This is a genomic window from Streptomyces minutiscleroticus, assembly GCF_014650875.1.
GTDB lineage: Bacteria > Actinomycetota > Actinomycetes > Streptomycetales > Streptomycetaceae > Streptomyces > Streptomyces minutiscleroticus.
The window spans coordinates 1-18597 of sequence record NZ_BMVU01000045.1; the positions used below are offsets into that span (position 1 = coordinate 1).

Genomic DNA, 18597 nt, shown 5'->3' on the forward strand with positions numbered 1-18597 from the left:
AACGCCCGGTTACATTCCGAACCCGGAAGCTAAGCCTCACAGCGCCGATGGTACTGCAGGGGGGACCCTGTGGGAGAGTAGGACGCCGCCGAACAATCTTTGGAGGACCTTTGGTCCCAGCGACTCGCTGGGACCAAAGGTCCTTTTTGTTTTTCCCGAGCGCGCCGGGTACTCGGCTGCGTGAGAATGACTTGCGGTACCGAAGACAGGAGTCACCCGATGTCCACCAACTCTCCCGACGAGCGACCGGAGCGCGATCAGCGCCGCCGGGACGGTGGTGACCGCGGCGGGTACCGCGGAGGCCCGCGTCGCGATGACGACCGCGGTGGATACGGCCGGCGTGACGACCGCGACCGCCGTGACGACCGGCGCGACGGTGACCGTGGCGGCTTCCGCCGCGACGACAACCGCAGCGGCGGCTTCCGCGGCCGCGACGACCGGCCGGGCCGGCCCGCCTTCCGGCGCGACGACCGCCCCGGCGGACCACGCCGCGACGACAGCCGCGGCGGCGGGTTCCGCGGCCGTGACGAGCGTCCTTCGTACCGGCGTGACGATGAGCGTTCCTCGTATCGGCGTGATGACGAGCGGGGTTACGGGCGTCGTGACGACCGGCGTGAGGGTGAGCGGGGCGGTTTCCGCCGCGACGACCGCCGCGACGACCGACGCGACGAGCGTCGGGACGACCGCGGTGGATACGGCCGGCGTGACGACCGCGACCGCCGTGACGACCGGCGCGACGGTGACCGTGGCGGCTTCCGCCGCGACGACAACCGGCGTGACGACAGCCGCGGCGGCGGGTTCCGCGGCCGTGACGAGCGTCCTTCGTACCGGCGTGACGATGAGCGTTCCTCGTATCGGCGTGATGACGAGCGGGGTTACGGGCGTCGTGACGACCGGCGTGAGGGTGAGCGGGGCGGTTTCCGCCGCGACGACCGACGCGACGAGCGTCGGGACGACCGCGGTGGGTTCCGGGGCCGTGACGACCGTGGCGGCTTCCGCCGCGACGACAGTCGCCGTGAGGACAGCCGCCGTGAGGACAGCCGCGGCGGCGGGTTCCGTGGCCGCGACGACCGGCGCGACGACCGCCGTGAGCGTCCTGCCTTCCGGCGTGAGGACAACGGGGGCGGTTACGGCCGGCGTGACGACCGCGACCGCCGTGACGACCGGCGCGACGGTGACCGTGGCGGCTTCCGCCGCGACGACAACCGGCGTGACGACAGCCGCGGCGGCGGCTTCCGCGGCCGCGACGAGCGTGGGCGCGGCCCGCGGCGCGACGACAGCCGGGGGCGCCCGGGCGGCGGCTTCCGCCGTGACGACCGGCGGGACGACCGCCGCGGCGGCGGCCGCTTCCGTGACGAGCAGCGCCCCGACCGCGACCGCGAGCCGGTCAAGCGGCTGCCGATCCCCGAGGACGTCACCGGCGAGGAGATCGACAAGGACGTGCGGCAGGAGCTTCAGAGCCTGCCGAAGACGCTCGCCGAGGACGTCGCGCGCAACCTGGTGATGGTCGCCCGGCTCATCGACGAGGACCCGGAGGGCGCGTACGCGTACTCCAGGGTGGCGCTGCGGCTGGCGTCGCGTGTCGCCGCCGTGCGCGAGGCGGCCGGCTTCGCCGCGTACGCCAATCAGAAGTACGGCGAGGCGCTCGCGGAGTTCCGGGCGGCGCGGCGCATGACCGGCAACGTCGACCTGTGGCCCGTCATGGCCGACAGCGAGCGCGGTCTCGGGCGGCCCGAGAAGGCGCTGGACATGGCCGGCGCCCCCGAGGTGCACAAGCTCGACAAGGCGGGCCAGGTCGAGATGAGGCTCGTGGCGGCCGGGGCGCGGCGCGACATGGGGCAGCTCGACGCGGCCATCGTGACGCTCCAGAGCCCCGAGCTGGCCTCGAACTCCGTCCAGCCCTGGACCGCGCGGCTGCGGTACGCGTACGCCGACGCGCTGCTGGCGGCGGGCCGCGAGAGCGAGGCGCGCGAGTGGTTCGCGAAGGCCGTCGAGTCCGACCGGGACGGCAGCACGGACGCCTCCGACCGGCTCGCCGAACTGGACGGCGTCGAGTTCGTCGACGCCCTCGATGAGGACGCGGAGGACGGTGACGCCTCGGTCCTGCGGGACGAGGACGCAGCCCCGGCGGCGCAGACCGGACCCGCGTCGGCCGCCGGGTCGGACGGGGCGACGGAGTCCGGCGCTGACGACGGCGCCGAGGACAGTGAAGCCCCCGAGGCCGTCGGGCGCGACGGGGACGACAGGCCGCGGGACTGACGCGACCGCGGGAGCCGTGAACGGACCCGGCGGGAGGCAGGGCGCGCCGCCCGTGCCCCCCCGCCGGGACCGCGGACGGACCCACAGAAGCACCACGCGCACGGGCGGGGCTCCACCAGGAGCCCCGCCCGTCCGCGTCCCCGGGCCGGGCGGCCCGTCGTCTCAGGACTCCAGCGCCCGCAGCACCAGGCCCGTCGCCGGCTTCGGGCCGAACGAGGTGGACTTGCGGGGCATCCTGACCCCCTGGCTCGCCAGCTCGCGCACGACCTCCTCGTGCACCGGGTGCATCAGGACCGCGGTGCCGCCGTCGCGCTCCGCCTTCTCGACCGTCGCGGCCGTGTCGTGGATGTAGGCGATGTGGCCCGGGACGTCCGGGATCTGCCACACGTGGTCGAGGAGCGTCGCGTGCAGGACCGTCGCGTCCAGGGTGCGCCAGGCCTCGGGCCGGTCCGCCGGGACCGTACGGGCCAGGAGCCCCGGGTCCGGCCGGTCGACGAGGTGGAAGGCGCCGTCGCCCGCGAGGAGGAAGGCGTTGCCCTTCTCGGCGGCCGCGGCGAGCCGCTCCATGGCCTCGGGCAGGGGCACCTCCAGGCGGCGTACCCGGAACGAGTCCTCGAGCGCGGCCAGCGCCTTCGGCAGCGGCAGGCGGTGCAGGAGCCGGTGGATGGCGCGCACGCGCAGCGGATAGCGCGCGGTGTCCACGAGGAGCACGAGGCCGTGGTCCCAGGGGCTGGGGGAGCCGTGCTCGGCGCGCAGCCGCAGGTAGGTGGCCCAGCGGTGGTGGCCGTCCGCGATGAGGGCCTGCCGGTGCCGCAAGTCTGTCCGGATCCGTACCGTGTCCGCCGGGTCTGTGACGGCCCACAGACGGTGGCTGTAGCCGTCCTCCGTCACCGTGCGCAGGAGGGGCGGCCGCTCGGCGGTGCGCTCCACGACGGCGGCCGCGCCGGAGGCGGAGCCGTTGCCGGCGGGGGTGTCGCCGCGGTAGGTGAGCAGCAGCGGCTCGAGGTTCGCGCGGGTGGCGCGCATCAGGTCGGCGCGGTCCGCGACCACCTCGGGCATGACGTCCTCGTGCGGCAGGACGACGCCCTCGGACGCGTCCGACAGGCGCAGGGCGCCGATGAGGCCGCGCTGGAGCATGCCGTCGTCGCTGCGCTGCTCGTACACGTACAGGGCCGGCTCGGCGTCGGGGGACAGGACGCCCGAGGAGAGCCAGCGCCGCAGGGTGTCCGCGGCCTGCGCGTTGCGGGCGGCGGGGGTGTCGGCCTGCGGGAGGATCAGCCGGACGATGTTGTGCGGGTCGGCCGACTCCAGGTGGAGCAGGCCGTCCGGCCGTACGACCACGTCGTAGGGCGGGGACGTGACGGCCGCCAGGCTGCCCACTCTGCCGGGGACGTAGCGCAGACCCCTGAACGGGCTCAGATCAAGGCCCGTACCTGCTGTTACCTCCGCGGGACCAGCCATAGTCATTGGTGCATCGTAAGCATGCGGGCGCCATGCGCGATGATCGGGGGAAAGGGATCGGATGAGGAGCGATGCGCAATGAGCCAGACCGTCAGGACGCGGCCCGAGGGCAGCGGACGGGCCCTCAGTGAGGCGTACGACACGGCGCTGCTCGACCTGGACGGGGTGGTGTACGCGGGCGGGCACGCGATCGCGCACGCCGTCGACTCCCTGGGCACGGCCCGGGAGGGCGGCATGCGGCTGGCGTACGTCACGAACAACGCGCTGCGCACGCCGGACGCGGTGGCCGCGCACCTCACCGAGCTGGGGATCCCGGCCGAGGCCACGGACGTCGTGACGTCGGCGCAGGCCGTGGCCCGGCTGATGAGCGAGCAGTTGCCGGAGGGCGCGCGGGTGCTGCTGGTCGGCGGGGAGGGGCTGCGGGTCGCGCTGCGCGAGCGCGGTCTGGAGCCGGTGGAGTCGGCGGACGACGACCCGGCGGCGGTCGTGCAGGGGTACGGCGGGCCCGACCTGCCCTGGGGGCGCTTCGCGGAGGCCGCGTACGCCGTCAGCAAGGGTGTGCCGTGGTTCGCGTCCAACACGGACCTGACCATTCCGAGCGCGCGGGGCATCGCGCCGGGCAACGGCGCCGCGGTGGAGGTCGTCCGTATCGCCACGGGCGCGGAGCCGCAGGTGGCGGGCAAGCCGCTGCCCCCCATGCACCGCGAGACGATCCTGCGGACCGGGGCGGAGCGGCCGCTGGTGGTCGGCGACCGGCTCGACACCGACATCGAGGGCGCCTTCAACGGCGGGGTGGACTCGCTGCTGGTGCTGACCGGTGTGACCGACGGGGCGCGCCTGCTCGCCGCGCCGCCGCGGCACCGGCCGACGTACGTGGACGCGGACCTGCGGGGTCTGCTCACCGGGCAGCCGGAGGTCGAAGCGGCCGGTGAGGGCTTCCGGTGCGGCGGCTGGACCGCCCTCGCCGGACGGGAACGGCTGGAACTGGAGGGCGAGGGCGCTCCGCTCGACGGCCTGCGGGCGCTGTGCGCGGCGGCCTGGACGGCGGCCGGGGACGGGGCGGGCACGCTGGACGGGGGGAAGGCGCTGGCGCGGCTCGGCCTCTGAGCGGGGTCGACGCCGCGGACGGCGTGCGCGAGGGCCCGGGCGGGGCCGCCCGCGTAGGCGCAGGTCGGAGCGAGGATCGAGGAAGAACGGCAGATTAGGCTAACCTAACTACGTGTTGGTCGACAGTCCTCCCGAACAGCAGCGCGCGGAGACCGCCCCCGCGCCGCCGTCCCGCCGGGCGATACGCGCGCTGGGGCTCCTCGCCGCGGTCGCGGTCCTCGTGCTCGTCGCGCTGGCGAGCATCGCCATCGGCGCGAAGTCGCTGTCCGTGGGGGAGGTCTGGCACGGCCTGTTCCACGCCTCGGGCACGTACGGGGACGCCGTGGTCGGCGACCGGCTCTCGCGCACCCTGCTCGGACTGCTCGCCGGGGCCGCGCTCGGCCTGTCCGGCGCGGTCCTCCAGGCGCTGACCCGCAACCCGCTGGCCGACCCCGGGCTCCTCGGCATCAACGCCGGGGCGTCCGCCGCGGTCGTCACCGCCATCACCTTCTTCGGCGTGACCACGCTGAGCGGCTACGTGTGGTTCGCCTTCCTGGGCGCGGCCGCGGTCGGCGCCCTGGTCTACCTCCTCGGCGGCAGCCGCGGCGCGACCCCCGTACGGCTCGCGCTCGCCGGCACCGCGATCAGCGCCGCGCTGTACGGCTATCTGCAGGCCGTGATGATCATGGACAACGCGGCCCTCGGCAAGATGCGCTTCTGGACGGTGGGATCGCTGTCCTCGGCCACCGACCGGACGATCGAGCAGGTCCTGCCGTTCCTCGTCATCGGCACGGTCCTGGCCCTGGCGCTGGCCCGCCCGCTGAACGCCATGGCCATGGGCGACGACACCGCCCGCGCCCTCGGCGCCCACCTGAACCGCACCCGCGCGCTGTCCATGGCCGCCGCCACCCTGCTGTGCGGCGCCGCGACCGCCGCCTGCGGCCCGATCGTCTTCGTCGGCCTGATGATCCCGCACGTCGTGCGCTCCTTCACCGGGCCCGACCTGCGCTGGATCCTGCCGTACGCCACCGTCCTGTCGCCCGTGCTGCTGCTCGGCGCCGACGTCGTCGGACGGATGATCGTGCGGCCCGCCGAGCTCCAGGTCGGCATCGTCACCGCGATCCTCGGCGGCCCGGTCTTCATCTTTCTCGTACGACGGCGCAGGACGGCCCAGCTGTGAGGAGAGTCGTGAAGGACCCACGCACCCCCGGTCGCCCCGGGGCCTCCGGCACCGCCGAGGGCTCCGCGCGGGCCTTCCACCCGCGGGCCGTGCGCACCGGCGGCCTCTCCGTCCGCCTGGACGTGCGCGCCGCCACGGTCGTCGTGCTGCTCCTGGTGGCGGCGCTCGCCGCGAGCGTCGTCCTGATCGGCACCGGCGACTTCCCGATCTCCGCCGGCGACGTGCTGGCGACGCTGACCGGGAACGGGAACGCCGGGCAGGAGTTCATCGTCACCGAGCTGCGGCTGCCGCGCGTCCTCGTGGGCCTGCTGGTGGGGGCCTCGCTCGGGCTGGGCGGCGCGCTGTTCCAGTCGATCTCCCGCAACCCGCTGGGCAGCCCGGACGTGCTCGGCCTCGGGCAGGGCGCCACGGCCGGCGCGCTCGTCGTCATCGTGCTGTTCTCCGGCAGCGCCACCGCGGTCACCGCGGGCGCGCTGGCCGGCGGCCTGGTGACCGGCCTCGGCATCTACCTGCTGGCCTGGAAGCGGGGTGTGCACGGCTACCGGCTCGTCCTGGTCGGCATCGGCGTCGCCGCCATGCTCACGGCGGTCAACGGCTACCTGATCACCAAGGCCGACCTCGTCGACGCCGCCCGCGCGGTGGTGTGGATGACCGGCTCCCTCAACGGCCGCGACTGGACGCAGGTCTGGCCGCTGCTCGCCCTGTGCGCGGTCCTCGTGCCGCTGGTGCTGGGCAAGGCGCGCGGCCTGCGGATGCTGGAGATGGGCGACGACGTGGCGTACGCGCTGGGCGTGCGGGTGGAGCGGACGCGGCTGCTGCTGATGCTCGCCGCCGTGCTGCTCACCGCCGCCGCCACCGCCGCGGCGGGCCCGGTCGGCTTCGTCGCGCTCACCGCGCCGCAGCTCGCCCGGCGCCTGACCCGCTCGCCGGGCCCGAACCTGGTGCCCGCCATGTGCATGGGCGCCACCCTGCTGATCGTCGCGGACTGGGCCTCGCAGCGGGCCTTCGGCGCCGACCAGCTGCCCGTGGGCGTGGTCACCGGCGTCCTCGGCGGTGTCTACCTGCTGTGGCTGCTGGTCGCCGAGCGCAGGGCGGGCCGCGTATGAGACCGGCGGGACGCCGGGGCCCCGGGGGAGCCGGCGCGGGCGGCGGGGCGGGTACGGAGACCGGCGGGGCGCACCGGAGCGCCGACGGCGGAGCGAACGAGAACACCAAGAGGAGCACCGGCACTGTGAACCGCCTGTCCGCCGAGAACGTCACCCTCGCCTACGACCAGCGCGTCATCGCGGAGAAGCTGTCGGTGGAGATACCCGACAACTCCTTCACGGTGATCGTCGGTCCCAACGCCTGCGGCAAGTCCACCCTGCTGCGCGCCCTGTCCCGGATGCTGAGGCCGAGCGAGGGCCGGGTACTGCTCGACGGGCAGGTCATCCAGTCGATGCCCGCGAAGAAGGTGGCCCGTACCCTCGGGCTGCTGCCGCAGTCGTCGATCGCGCCCGACGGGATCACGGTCGGTGACCTGGTCGGCCGCGGCCGCTACCCGCACCAGGGCATCCTGCGCCAGTGGTCGGCCGAGGACGAGCGGATCGTCCAGGAGTCCATGGCCTCCACCGGTGTCGCCGAGCTCGCCGACCGCTACGTCGACGAGCTCTCCGGCGGCCAGCGCCAGCGCGTCTGGATCGCCATGGCGCTCGCCCAGCAGACCCCGCTGCTGCTCCTCGACGAGCCGACCACCTATCTGGACATCCAGCACCAGATCGACGTCCTGGACCTGTGCGCGGAGCTGCACGAGGAGCAGGGCCGCACCCTGGTCGCCGTGCTGCACGACCTCAACCACGCCGCCCGGTACGCCACGCACCTCATCGCGCTGCGCGGCGGCGAGGTGATCGCCGAGGGCGCGCCGAAGGACGTCGTCACGGCCGAGCTGGTCGAGCGGGTCTTCGGGCTGCGCTGCCAGGTCATCGACGACCCGGAGACGGGGACGCCGCTGGTGGTGCCTGCGGCCCGCAAGGCGCGCGCCTCCGCGGCGGCCGGCGTCGCGGAGGGCGCCTGAGCGTCACAGGAGGGACCTGAGCCGGAGCAGGTCGCGGAAGCCCGCCTCCAGCCTGACCCGGCCCGCGCCCCAGGCCCGGGCGAAGTGCAGCTCGCCGTCGACCAGCGCGACCAGGTCGTCGCCGGTCATGGCGAGCCGGATCTGGGCCTTCTCCCGGGGTGGTCCCTGGAGGGTGTCGAGCACCTCGATGCGGCCCTGGTCCAGACGGCCGGTGAAGGTGACGTCGAGATCGGTGATGTGGCAGCTCAGCGAGCGGTCGAAAGCCGCCGCGCTGCGCACCTTCCCGTTCGCGTCCGCCATGCTGTCCGAGAGTTTGTCGAGTGCGCTGCGGCACTCCTCAGTCGTCGCCATCGTGAGCGACGGTACCCCAGCGCTTCGCGGTAGCGTCGGGGCATGAACGACTCAGTGCGGGAGACCGGGGAGACCGGACAGGGTCCCCGGCCGGAACCCGCTCCCCGGCCGGGGACCGACGCCCGGCCGGAGCACGGGCGGGGACCGGAGCACGGGCGGGCCCCGGAGCGCGAACGGATTCCGGAGCCGGAGCAGGCCCCGGAGCCGGGGCGGCCCCCGGAACCGGAGCAGGCCCCGGAGCCGGAGCCGGAGCCCGAGCGCGACCCCGCCGCCCCGGCCCCGCTGGACGTGCCCCGCACCCCCACGGGCGACGCCGGGATCGACGCCCGGCTCGCACGGCTCTCCGACGTCGACCACCTCGCCACCGACGGACACGTCGCGGTGTACGAGGATGTGCACCGGGGGCTGCGTGACGCGCTCACCGAGCTGGACACCCGTCCGGGGCCGCCGGGACCGCAGGGGCCCCCGGGACCGGCGGGTCCCCCGGCACCCCGGCCGGCTCGGAGCGGCACGCACGCCCCGAGCGACATCCCAGGCAACACCCCTAGCAACAGGAGCTGAACCGAACGTGGCAGGAGTGGCACGACGCCGCCTCGACGCCGAACTGGTCCGCCGGAAGCTCGCCCGTTCGCGCGAGCACGCCGGCCAGCTGATCGCCGCCGGGCGGGTCACCGTCGGCAAGACGGTGGCGACCAAGTCCGCCACCCAGGTGGAGACGGCCGCCGCCATCGTGGTCGCCCAGGACGACAGCGACCCCGACTACGTCTCGCGCGGCGGCCACAAGCTCGCCGGCGCCCTCGCCGCGTTCGTGCCGCGGGGGTTGCGGGTCGAGGGCCGCAGGGCGCTGGACGCCGGGGCCTCCACCGGCGGCTTCACCGACGTGCTGCTGCGCGCGGGCGCCGCCCACGTGGTCGCCGTCGACGTCGGCTACGGTCAGCTCGCCTGGTCGCTGCAGAGCGATGAACGCGTCACCGTCAAGGACCGTACGAACGTACGCGAGTTGACGTTGGAGGCGATCGATGGGAAACCCGTGGATCTTGTCGTGGGCGACTTGTCCTTCATCCCGCTCGGTCTGGTGCTGCCCGCCCTGGTGCGGTGCGCGGCGCCCGACGCGGATCTGGTGATGATGGTCAAGCCGCAGTTCGAAGTGGGCAGGGAACGGCTGGGCAGCGGCGGCGTGGTCCGCAGCCCCCAGCTGCGTGCCGAGGCCGTGCGCGGGGTGGCCCAGCGCGCGCACGAGCTGGGCCTCGGCGTGCGGGGCGTCACCGCGAGCCCGCTGCCCGGGCCCTCCGGGAACGTCGAGTACTTTCTGTGGCTGCGCGCCGGGGCGCCCGAACTGGACCCGGCCGACGTTGACCGTGCAGTGGCGGAGGGGCCGCGTTGACTCAGACCGGAGCTCGTACTGTTTTCCTGCTCGCCCACACCGGACGGCCCGCGGCCATCCGCAGTGCCGAGCTCGTCGTCCAGGGGCTGCAGCGCGCCGGGCTCGGCGTCAAGGTCCTGGAGGCCGAGGCCGCCGACCTGCCGCTCCCGCCGTCGGTGCAGCTGGTCAAGGAGGCGACCCCGGAGTGCCTCGACGGGTGCGAACTGCTGATCGTGCTCGGCGGCGACGGGACGCTGCTGCGCGGCGCGGAGTTCGCCCGCGCCTCCGGCGTCCCGATGCTCGGCGTGAACCTCGGCCGGGTCGGCTTCCTCGCCGAGGCCGAGCGCGACGACCTGGACAAGGTCGTCGACCGCGTCGTCACCAAGTCGTACGAGGTCGAGGAGCGCATGACCATCGACGTCGTCGTGCACAGCAACGGCGACGTCGTGCACACCGACTGGGCGCTCAACGAGGCCGCCGTGCAGAAGGTCTCCGCCGAGCGGCTCCTGGAGGTCGTGCTGGAGATCGACGGCCGGCCCGTCACGGGCTTCGGCTGCGACGGCATCGTGTGCGCGACGCCGACCGGCTCCACGGCGTACGCCTTCTCGGCCGGCGGCCCGGTGGTCTGGCCGGAGGTGGAGGCGCTGCTGATGGTGCCGATCAGCGCGCACGCCCTGTTCGCCAAACCGCTGGTGACCTCGCCCGACACGGTGCTCGCGGTGGAGGTGCAGCCGCACACGCCGCACGGGGTGCTCTGGTGCGACGGACGGCGCACGTTCCCGCTGCCGTCCGGCGCGCGGGTCGAGGCGCGCCGGGGCTCGGTGCCCGTCAGACTCGCCCGGCTGCACCACGCGTCCTTCACGGACCGGCTGGTGGCCAAGTTCGCGCTGCCGGTGTCGGGGTGGCGGGGCGCGCCGCAGTAGGAGCGGGAGCCAAGGCTGGGACCAGGGCCGCGGCCGGGGCCGGGGTCGGAGAATCCCACTCCGTAGAGTGAAGTGGTACGGGACGGACCCCTGTCACCTGCGCCTTCGTCACAGCGGGGCGGGGCCCGTCGCACATTCGGCCTCTGACCTCGTAAGGTCGTGTGCGTGTTGGAGGAGATGCGGATACGGTCGCTCGGAGTCATCGACGACGCGGTCGTGGAGCTGTCGCCCGGCTTCACCGCCGTGACCGGTGAGACCGGCGCGGGCAAGACGATGGTGGTCACCAGCCTCGGCCTGCTGCTGGGCGGGCGCGCGGACCCGGCCCTCGTACGGATCGGCGCCAGGAACGCGGTCGTGGAGGGCCGCGTCACCGTGCCCGCGGGCGCCCCGGCGGCCGTACGGGCCGAGGAGGCGGGGGCCGAACTCGACGACGGGGCGCTGCTGATCAGCCGTACCGTTTCCGCGGAGGGGCGCTCCCGCGCCCACCTCGGCGGGCGCTCCGTGCCCGTCGGGCTGCTCGCCGAACTCGCCGACGAGCTCGTCGCGGTGCACGGCCAGACCGACCAGCAGGGCCTGCTGAAGCCGGGCCGGCAGCGGCAGGCCCTCGACCGCTACGCGGGCGACGCCGTCGCCGTGCCGCTCGCCAAGTACACGGGCGCCTACCGGCGGCTGCGCGCGGTCTCCGCCGAGCTGGAGGAGATCACCACGCGTGCGCGGGAACGCGCCCAGGAAGCCGACATGCTGCGCTTCGGCCTCGACGAGATCGCGGCCGTGGAGCCGCGCGCGGGCGAGGACGCGGAGCTGGCCGCGGAGGCCGAGCGGCTCGGGCACGCCGAGGCGCTGGCGTCGGCGGCCACCGCCGCGCACGCCGCGCTCGCGGGCAACCCCGAGGACCCGGAGGGCATCGACGCCGCGACCCTCGTCGCGGGCGCGCACCGGGCCCTGGAGGCGGTCCGCTCCCACGACACCGCCCTGGCGGCGCTCGCCGACCGCATCGGCGAGGTCGGCATCCTGCTCGGCGACGTGGCCGGCGAGCTGGCCGGGTACGCCGACGACCTCGACGCCGACCCGCTGCGCCTCGCGGCGGTGGAGGAGCGACGGGCGGCGCTCACCCAGCTCACCCGCAAGTACGGCGAGGACATCGACGCCGTCCTGGCCTGGGCCGAGCAGGGCGCGGCGCGCCTGACCGAGCTGGACGGCGACGACGAGCGGATCGAGGAGCTGACCGCCGAGCGGGACGCGCTGCGGGCCGAACTGGGCGGGCTCGCGCAGGCGTTGACGGACGCGCGCGAGGAGGCCGCGTCGCGGTTCGCCGCCGCCGTGACCGCCGAGCTGGCCTCGCTGGCCATGCCGCACGCGCGCGTGTCCTTCGAGATCCGGCAGACCGAGGACCCCGAGGGCGTCGAGGTCGGCGGCCGCACGGTCGCCTACGGGCCGTCCGGCGCCGACGAGGTCGAGCTGCTGCTGGCCCCCCACCCCGGGGCGCCGCCGCGGCCCATCGCCAAGGGCGCGTCCGGCGGTGAGCTGTCGCGCGTGATGCTCGCGGTCGAGGTGGTCTTCGCCGGCACGGACCCCGTGCCGACGTACCTCTTCGACGAGGTCGACGCGGGCGTCGGCGGCAAGGCGGCCGTGGAGATCGGCCGCCGGCTCGCCAAGCTGGCCAGGACCGCGCAGGTCGTGGTCGTCACGCACCTGCCGCAGGTGGCGGCCTTCGCCGACCGGCAGCTGCTCGTGGAGAAGACCAACGACGGCTCCGTCACCCGCTCCGGCGTGAAGGTCCTGGAGGGTGAGGAGCGGGTCCGCGAGCTCTCCCGGATGCTGGCCGGCCAGGAGGACTCGGAGACGGCCCGGGCGCACGCGGAGGAGCTGCTGGAGACGGCGCGGGCGGAGGTCTAGTCCGCACGGCGCGGGACGGCCGCCACCGGGGAGCCCTCCTCGGTGGCGGCCGTCGTCGTAGGGTGGCTCCATGATCATCGGGCGGTACGCGGGCACGGGCGCGGGCAGGAGCGGGGTGTCCGCCGTCGCCGCCGGGGCCACGCGGATCGCCGCCGCCGTGCTGCGGTCCCGTGCCCCGGGCGGGCGTGCGCGGTGGCTGCGGACCCACCACGCGGGCCGCACCGTGGAGTTGTACGCCGGTCCGGCCGTCGCCGCCGGGGCCGCGCTCGCCGCCGCCCGGGTGCGGGGCGCCGCCGGGTTCGCCGTCCTGGCCGCCGGGGCCTGCGGGGCGTACGACGACGTGGCGGGCGCGGGGGACGCACGGCGCGGCTTCCGGGCGCACCTGTCGGCCCTGCGCGACGGCGAGGTCACCAGCGGCGCGGTCAAGCTGTTCGGGATCTCCGCGGCGGGGCTCGCCGCCGGCGCGCTGCTGCGGGAGCGGCCCCTGGACAAGGTGCTCGCGGGTGTCGTGATCGCCGGGACGGCCCACTTCGTCAACCTCGTGGACGTGCGTCCCGGGCGGGCGGCCTGCGCGGTGCTCGTGCTGGGCGTGCCCGGCCTGCCGCGCCGGGGAGCCGCAGGCGCACTGGCCGCGGCGGCCGTGGGCGCCGCCGCCGCGGTGCTCCCCGACGACCTCGGCGGACGCGCGATGGTCGGGGACACCGGGGCCCACGCGCTGGGCGCCGCCCCCGGTGCGGCCGTCGCCGCCGGCTGCGGCCGCGCCGGGCTGCTCCTCCACGCCGCCGCGCTGGTCGCGGCGGCGGCCCGCGGCGAGCGGGTGAGCGCGTGGGCACGGGCGTCCGGCGCGCCGTGGGCCGCCGCGCGCCGACGGCTCCGCCGGGCGTAGTCGCCCCGGTCGGGCGGCGGCCGCACGGACGGGCGAATTCCGTCTCGTACGGACTCACTCGTGTGGGTGACCCCAGGGGGTGGCTCCGCCGCTCGCGTCACGGCCGTGCCGTCCTCGTGGTCCCGGAACACCCGTGCGTGCTGGCATCCTTGACGGAGAAACGCGGAGCACCACGCACGGGACGCACCACGGTGCGCTCCCTCCCAGTACGTTCCTTCGTGCCCGTCCGACGCCGAACCGGGAGCCCGGCCACGTGATGCACGTGAGCAGCCATCCAGCGCACGGCCAGTCGCCGCTGCGGACCGTACAAGTGCTCGGCGGCGGCAGCGCGGGCAGCAGCGCGCACGTACGGTCGCTGGCCGCGGGGCTCGTCGCCCGGGGCGTGCGGGTCACCGTGTGCGCCCCGGCCGCGGCCGGGCCCGCGTACGACTTCGCCGGGGCCGGTGCCCGGCACGTCCCCGTCGCCCGGCGCGCCGACCCCGCGTCGATGGCCGCGCTGCGGGCGGCGTGCGCGGACGCGGACCTGGTGCACGCGCACGGCCTGCACGCCGGGCTGCGGGCCGCCCTCGCGCTCAGCGGCCGGCGCGTCCCGCTCGTCGTCACCTGGCACACCCGTACGCACGTCGAGGGCGCGCGGGCGCACCTCGTCCGCCTGATCGAGCGCCGGGTCGCCCGCGCCGCCTCGGTCCTGCTCGGCAACTCCTCCGACCTCGTGGACCGCGCCCGCCGCCGGGGGGCCCGCGACGCCCGGCTCGCCGCGGTCGCGCTGCCGGGGGTGGGGACGACCGGGGCGGCGGGCGGCGCGTGGGCACCGCGGCGGTCCGCGGTGCGGGACGCACTGGGCGTCGAGGACCGGCCGTTGCTGCTGGCCGTGGGCCCGCTCGACCGGGACCGCGGCCATGGCACGCTGCTGGACGCGGCCCGCTCCTGGCGGTGGCTGGACCCGGTGCCGCTCGTCGTGATCGCGGGGGAGGGCCCGCTGCGTGGCCCGCTCGGGCGCCGCGTCGAGGAGGAGAAGCTGCCGGTGCGGCTGCTCGGGCGGTACGAGGACGTGGACGGCCTCCTCGCGGCCGCCGACCTCGCGCTGGTGACCAGCAGATGGGAGGCGCGCTCCGTGCTCGCCCAGAAGGCACTGCACGCCCGCGTCCCGCTCGTCGCCACCGCCGTCGGGGGCACCCCCGAACTGGTCGGCGACGCCGCCGAACTCGTCCCGTACGCGGACGCCGAGGCCCTCACCGAGGCCGTCGTCCGCCTCCTCGGCGACCCGGCGCGGCGCGAGCTGCTGCGGGACAGGGGCGTCCGGCAGGCCGCGACCTGGCCGACGGAGGACGCGACGGTCGCCCAAGTGCTCAGCGTCTACGACGAGTTGACCAACCCGCTGCCGCTGCCCTAGGGCCGACCGCCGTCGCGCGGTGCGGGCGGCGGGCGGCCGGCCGGGACACCGGACGCCGTGACCGGCGGCCGGTTCAGGGCACCAGGCGCCGCGCCCGCAGGGCCAGACTCAGCGCCAGGACCGTCTGCGGGTCCTCCAGGTCGGTGCCGAGCAGCTCGCCGATCCGGGCCAGCCGGTTGTAGAGGGTCTGGCGGTTGAGGTGGAGGTCGCGGGCCGTCTCCGCCTTGCGGCCCGCGTGCGCCAGGTACGCCTCCAGGGTGGGCAGCAGGGGCGGCCTCGACCGCGCGTCGTGGTCCCGCAGCGGGCCGATCGCGCGGTCCACGAACGCCGCCAGGTCAGGGTGGTCGCGCAGCCGCCACAGCAGCAGGTCGATGTCCAGGCGGCGGGCGTCGTACCAGGGGCGGTCGGCCAGGCCCTGCGCCGCCGTCGCCGCCTCGGCCGCGTGCCGCAGCCCCGCCGACACGGCCGCCCAGCCGCCGGGCGCCCCGACCACCACGACCGGCGGCCGGGCGCCGGGGCGCACCAGGCCCGCCCGCTCCGCGCCGGACCGCAGCGCGGCGGCCGCCCGGTCGGCGACGCCGTCCCGTCCGGACTCGGCGCGCAGCCCCAGCAGCAGCGGGACGCGGCCCTCCACGGGACGTACGCCGAGCAGCACCGGCACTCCCAGCGGCGCCAGCTCCTCGGCCACGGCGCGCGCCAGCACCGCCCAGCCGCCGCCGGAGGGCGGCCCGTCGGGGGAGAGGCCGTCCGCGAGCCGCATGACCACCGGCAGCATGGGCCCGGCGCCGGGCCGGAAGCCCAGCACACGGGCCTGCGCGGGCGCGTCCCGGGCGGTGACGCGGCCCTCCGCGAGATCGGTGAGGAAGTCGCCGCGGCCGCGCGCGGCCAGCTCCTCCTCCTGGCGCGCCTGCATCAGCACCACGGCCAGGATGCCCGCCGCCCGCTCCGCGGCGATCCGGTGCACCGGCGCGGGCGGGGAGCCCACGGGCAGCAGCACGAGACGGGCGCGCACGGAGCCGGTGCCGGGACCGCCGCCGGGCACGTCCACCAGCACGGTCCCCTCGGGCGGCGCGTCCCGCCGGCGGCCGCGCAGCCCCTCCCACACCTGGAGCGGGTCCGCGCCGCAGTCCCCGTCCCCGGCGGCGTAGAGCAGCTGCCCGCCGGCCGTCTCCAGGAAGACGGGGTTGCCCGAGAAGTCTGCGAGAATCCCCAGGACCTGCGGGACCCCGCCGCCGTCGAGCAGTGCCCGGGTGCACCGCCGGTGCACCTCCTCGGCCCGCCGGAGCAGCGCGTAGTGGCCGTTGACGATCTCGGTGTGCACCTCTTCGGTCACCGTCACGAACGGCACCTCGCGGTGCAGCTGGACCAACGGAAGACCACTCGTACGCGCCGTCTCCACCAGGGCCGCGGGCAGCCGGGCGAAGCGGGGGCCCAGCTCGACGACGAGCGCCGCGATCCCGCGCTCGGCCAGGGCCCGGACGAACGCCCGCTGCTCGGCGGGGCGCGCCCCGAGGCCGTATCCGGTGGTCAGCAGCAGCTCGCCGCCCTTGAGCAGCGAGGCGATGTTCGGCACCTCGCCCGCGTGCACCCAGCGCACGGTGCGGTCCAGGCGCTCGGCGCCCGCCAGGACCTCCGGGAGCCCGCCGCGCAGCCCCGGCAGCTCCAGGGCCCGCCGTACGCTGATCCCGCCGCCCTGGGCGTCCGCAACGCCGATGCCGCTGTCCATGGCGGGGACGCTACCTGCACGGACCCGCCCGGAGACAGCTCCGGGCGGGTCCGTGGACGATCACCGGCGGGCGCGGTCGGCGTTCGCCCGGCCGTGTGCCTCCAGTGCCGTGCCGGGCGTCGCGAGCCGGTGAACCCTTCCGGTCACGGCACTAGCCTCCGTACGCCCCGGAGGCCGTCAGCCGCAGGGCGGTGTCGATGAGCGGCACGTGGCTGAACGCCTGCGGGAAGTTGCCGACCTGGCGCTGCAGGCGCGGGTCCCACTCCTCGGCGAGCAGGCCCAGGTCGTTGCGCAGGGCCAGCAGCTTCTCGAAGAGCTTGCGGGCCTCGTCCACCCGGCCGATCATCGCCAGGTCGTCCGCCATCCAGAACGAGCAGGCCAGGAAGGCGCCCTCGTCGCCGGGCAGGCCGTCCACGTTCTCGTCGCCGCTCTCGGTGGGGTAGCGCAGGATGAACCCGTCCGAGGTGGACAGCTCGCGCTGGATCGCCTCGATCGTGCCGATCACCCGCTTGTCGTCCGGCGGCAGGAAGCCCACCTGCGGGATCAGCAGCAGCGAGGCGTCCAGCTCCTGGGAGCCGTACGACTGGGTGAACGTGTTGCGCTCGGGGTCGTAGCCCTTCTCGCACACGTCCCGGTGGATGTCGTCCCGCAGCTCCCGCCACCGCTCCAGCGGGCCGTCCGCGTCGCCGGACTCGATCAGCTTGATCGTGCGGTCCACCGCGACCCAGGCCATCACCTTGGAGTGCACGAAGTGCCGGCGCGGGCCGCGCACCTCCCAGATGCCCTCGTCCGGGTCCTGCCAGTGGTCCTCCAGGTAGCGGATCAGCTTCAGCTGGAGCAGGGAGGCGTAGTCGTTGCGGGCCAGGCCCGTCATGTGGGCCAGGTGCAGGGCCTCGGTGACCTCGCCGTACACGTCCAGCTGGAGCTGGTGGGCGGCGCCGTTGCCGACCCGCACCGGGGCGGAGCCCTCGTAGCCGGGCAGCCAGTCCAGCTCCGCCTCGCCGAGCTCGCGCTCACCGGCGATGCCGTACATGATCTGCAGGTTCTCCGGGTCGCCCGCGACCGCGCGCAGCAGCCACTCGCGCCAGGCGCGGGCCTCCTCGCGGTAGCCGGTGCGCAGCAGCGAGGACAGGGTGATCGCCGCGTCGCGCAGCCAGGTGTAGCGGTAGTCCCAGTTGCGCACGCCGCCGATGTCCTCCGGCAGGGAGGTGGTGGGCGCGGCGACGATGCCGCCGGTCGGGGCGTACGTGAGGGCCTTCAGGGTGATCAGGGAGCGGATCACGGCCTCCCGGTAGGGGCCGTGGTACGTACAGTGCTCCACCCACTCGTGCCAGAACTCCTCGGTCGCCTCCAGCGACTGCTCCGGCTCCGGCAGCGCGGGCGGCGTCCGGTGCGAGGGCTCCCAGGAGATCGTGAACGCGATCCGCTCGCCCGGCGCGACCGTGAAGTCCGCGAAGGTCGTCAGGTCCTTGCCGTAGGTCTCGGCCTCGGTGTCGAACCACACCGAGTCGGGGCCCGCGACGGCGACCGTGCGCCCGTCGTGCTTGTGCACCCATGGCACGACCCGCCCGTAGGAGAACCGCATCCGCAGCGCGGAGCGCATCGGCACCCGGCCCGAGACGCCCTCGACGATCCGGATGAGCTGCGGGGCGCCGTCGCGCGGCGGCATGAAATCGGTCACGCGGACCGTGCCGCGCGGGGTGTCCCACTCGGACTCCAGGATCAGCGAGTCGCCGCGGTAGGTGCGGCGGGACGCTCTCGGCGGCTCGGCGTCGGCCGGGTACGCCGGGCCCAGACGCCAGAACCCGTGCTCCTCGGTCCCGAGGAGCCCCGCGAAGACGGCGTGGGAGTCGAAGCGGGGCAGGCACAGCCAGTCGACCGTGCCGTCCCGGCAGACCAGCGCGGCGGTCTGCATGTCTCCGATGAGTGCGTAGTCTTCGATGCGCCCGGCCACGTGCAACTCCAGTCGAACGGCCGCGTCGCCCCCGCAGGGGCGGTCGCTCATGAGGTCAGGGGAACG

The 18597-nt window shown here is 75.5% G+C and carries 16 protein-coding genes and 1 rRNA gene; 13 read left to right on the top strand and 4 right to left on the bottom strand.

The window, feature by feature from the left end:
* From rrf to IE271_RS31020, 3 genes are all read left to right on the top strand, one after another.
* A 5S ribosomal RNA gene (rrf, locus tag IE271_RS31010) occupies positions 1 to 94 on the top strand; the annotation flags it as partial.
* A 219-nt stretch (positions 95 to 313) separates the two neighbouring features.
* On the top strand, positions 314 to 1504 hold the full coding sequence (locus tag IE271_RS43635; RefSeq protein WP_190193801.1) for a hypothetical protein: 1191 nt from the start codon (positions 314 to 316) through the stop codon (positions 1502 to 1504).
* On the top strand, positions 1441 to 2259 hold the full coding sequence (locus IE271_RS31020) for a tetratricopeptide repeat protein (protein ID WP_190193802.1): 819 nt from the start codon (positions 1441 to 1443) through the stop codon (positions 2257 to 2259). The genes IE271_RS43635 and IE271_RS31020 overlap by 64 nt, the downstream gene beginning before the upstream one ends.
* Positions 2260 to 2421: 162 nt before the next feature.
* On the opposite strand, the gene IE271_RS31025 is transcribed toward IE271_RS31020, so the two are convergent.
* Positions 2422 to 3726 (bottom strand): DUF1015 family protein, encoded by a 1305-nt coding sequence (locus tag IE271_RS31025; RefSeq protein WP_190193803.1) that lies wholly within the window; start codon positions 3724 to 3726, stop codon positions 2422 to 2424.
* 72 nt (positions 3727 to 3798) lie between these two features.
* Between IE271_RS31025 and IE271_RS31030 the strand changes: the two genes are divergently transcribed.
* The 4 genes from IE271_RS31030 to IE271_RS31045 all read left to right on the top strand — a co-directional run bounded on the left by IE271_RS31030 (position 3799) and on the right by IE271_RS31045 (position 8039).
* The gene (locus tag IE271_RS31030; RefSeq protein ID WP_190193804.1) at positions 3799 to 4827 is read left to right on the top strand and encodes an HAD hydrolase-like protein; all 1029 of its coding nucleotides are present in this window, start codon (positions 3799 to 3801) and stop codon (positions 4825 to 4827) included.
* 112 nt (positions 4828 to 4939) lie between these two features.
* Entirely contained in the window at positions 4940 to 5986 is a 1047-nt protein-coding gene (locus tag IE271_RS31035; RefSeq protein WP_190193805.1) for a FecCD family ABC transporter permease, read from the top strand.
* Between the two features lie 89 nt (positions 5987 to 6075).
* Positions 6076 to 7092 carry a FecCD family ABC transporter permease gene (locus tag IE271_RS31040; protein ID WP_229919672.1) on the top strand — a complete coding sequence of 339 codons (1017 nt, stop codon included), beginning with the start codon at positions 6076 to 6078 and terminating at the stop codon, positions 7090 to 7092.
* Positions 7089 to 8039: an ABC transporter ATP-binding protein gene (locus IE271_RS31045; RefSeq protein ID WP_229919666.1), complete on the top strand. Its 951-nt coding sequence runs from the start codon at positions 7089 to 7091 to the stop codon at positions 8037 to 8039. Before IE271_RS31040 ends, IE271_RS31045 begins: the two co-directional genes overlap by 4 nt.
* Positions 8040 to 8042: 3 nt before the next feature.
* Here the strand turns inward: IE271_RS31045 and IE271_RS31050 are convergent, their stop codons facing one another.
* On the bottom strand, positions 8043 to 8390 hold the full coding sequence (locus IE271_RS31050) for an SCP2 sterol-binding domain-containing protein (RefSeq protein ID WP_190193808.1): 348 nt from the start codon (positions 8388 to 8390) through the stop codon (positions 8043 to 8045).
* A 177-nt stretch (positions 8391 to 8567) separates the two neighbouring features.
* On the opposite strand from IE271_RS31050, the gene IE271_RS31055 reads away from it, so the two are divergent.
* The 6 genes from IE271_RS31055 to IE271_RS31080 all read left to right on the top strand — a co-directional run bounded on the left by IE271_RS31055 (position 8568) and on the right by IE271_RS31080 (position 14851).
* A complete protein-coding gene (locus tag IE271_RS31055; protein WP_190193843.1) occupies positions 8568 to 8951 on the top strand; it encodes a hypothetical protein in 384 nt (127 codons plus the stop codon).
* 7 nt (positions 8952 to 8958) lie between these two features.
* The gene (locus IE271_RS31060) at positions 8959 to 9774 is read left to right on the top strand and encodes a TlyA family RNA methyltransferase (protein ID WP_190193809.1); all 816 of its coding nucleotides are present in this window, start codon (positions 8959 to 8961) and stop codon (positions 9772 to 9774) included.
* On the top strand, positions 9771 to 10676 hold the full coding sequence (locus IE271_RS31065; protein WP_190193810.1) for an NAD kinase: 906 nt from the start codon (positions 9771 to 9773) through the stop codon (positions 10674 to 10676). The genes IE271_RS31060 and IE271_RS31065 overlap by 4 nt, the downstream gene beginning before the upstream one ends.
* A gap of 177 nt (positions 10677 to 10853) precedes the next feature.
* Positions 10854 to 12572 (top strand): DNA repair protein RecN, encoded by a 1719-nt coding sequence (gene recN / locus IE271_RS31070; RefSeq protein ID WP_190193844.1) that lies wholly within the window; start codon positions 10854 to 10856, stop codon positions 12570 to 12572.
* A gap of 70 nt (positions 12573 to 12642) precedes the next feature.
* A complete protein-coding gene (locus tag IE271_RS31075) occupies positions 12643 to 13458 on the top strand; it encodes a hypothetical protein (protein WP_190193811.1) in 816 nt (271 codons plus the stop codon).
* A gap of 253 nt (positions 13459 to 13711) precedes the next feature.
* Entirely contained in the window at positions 13712 to 14851 is a 1140-nt protein-coding gene (locus tag IE271_RS31080; RefSeq protein ID WP_190193812.1) for a glycosyltransferase family 4 protein, read from the top strand.
* Between the two features lie 73 nt (positions 14852 to 14924).
* Here IE271_RS31080 and IE271_RS31085 read toward each other — a convergent pair whose 3' ends face one another.
* Positions 14925 to 16577 (bottom strand): PucR family transcriptional regulator, encoded by a 1653-nt coding sequence (locus IE271_RS31085; RefSeq protein WP_190193813.1) that lies wholly within the window; start codon positions 16575 to 16577, stop codon positions 14925 to 14927.
* Between the two features lie 151 nt (positions 16578 to 16728).
* Positions 16729 to 18531 carry a glycoside hydrolase family 15 protein gene (locus tag IE271_RS31090; protein WP_190193845.1) on the bottom strand — a complete coding sequence of 601 codons (1803 nt, stop codon included), beginning with the start codon at positions 18529 to 18531 and terminating at the stop codon, positions 16729 to 16731.
* Between the last annotated feature and the right edge of the window lie 66 nt (positions 18532 to 18597).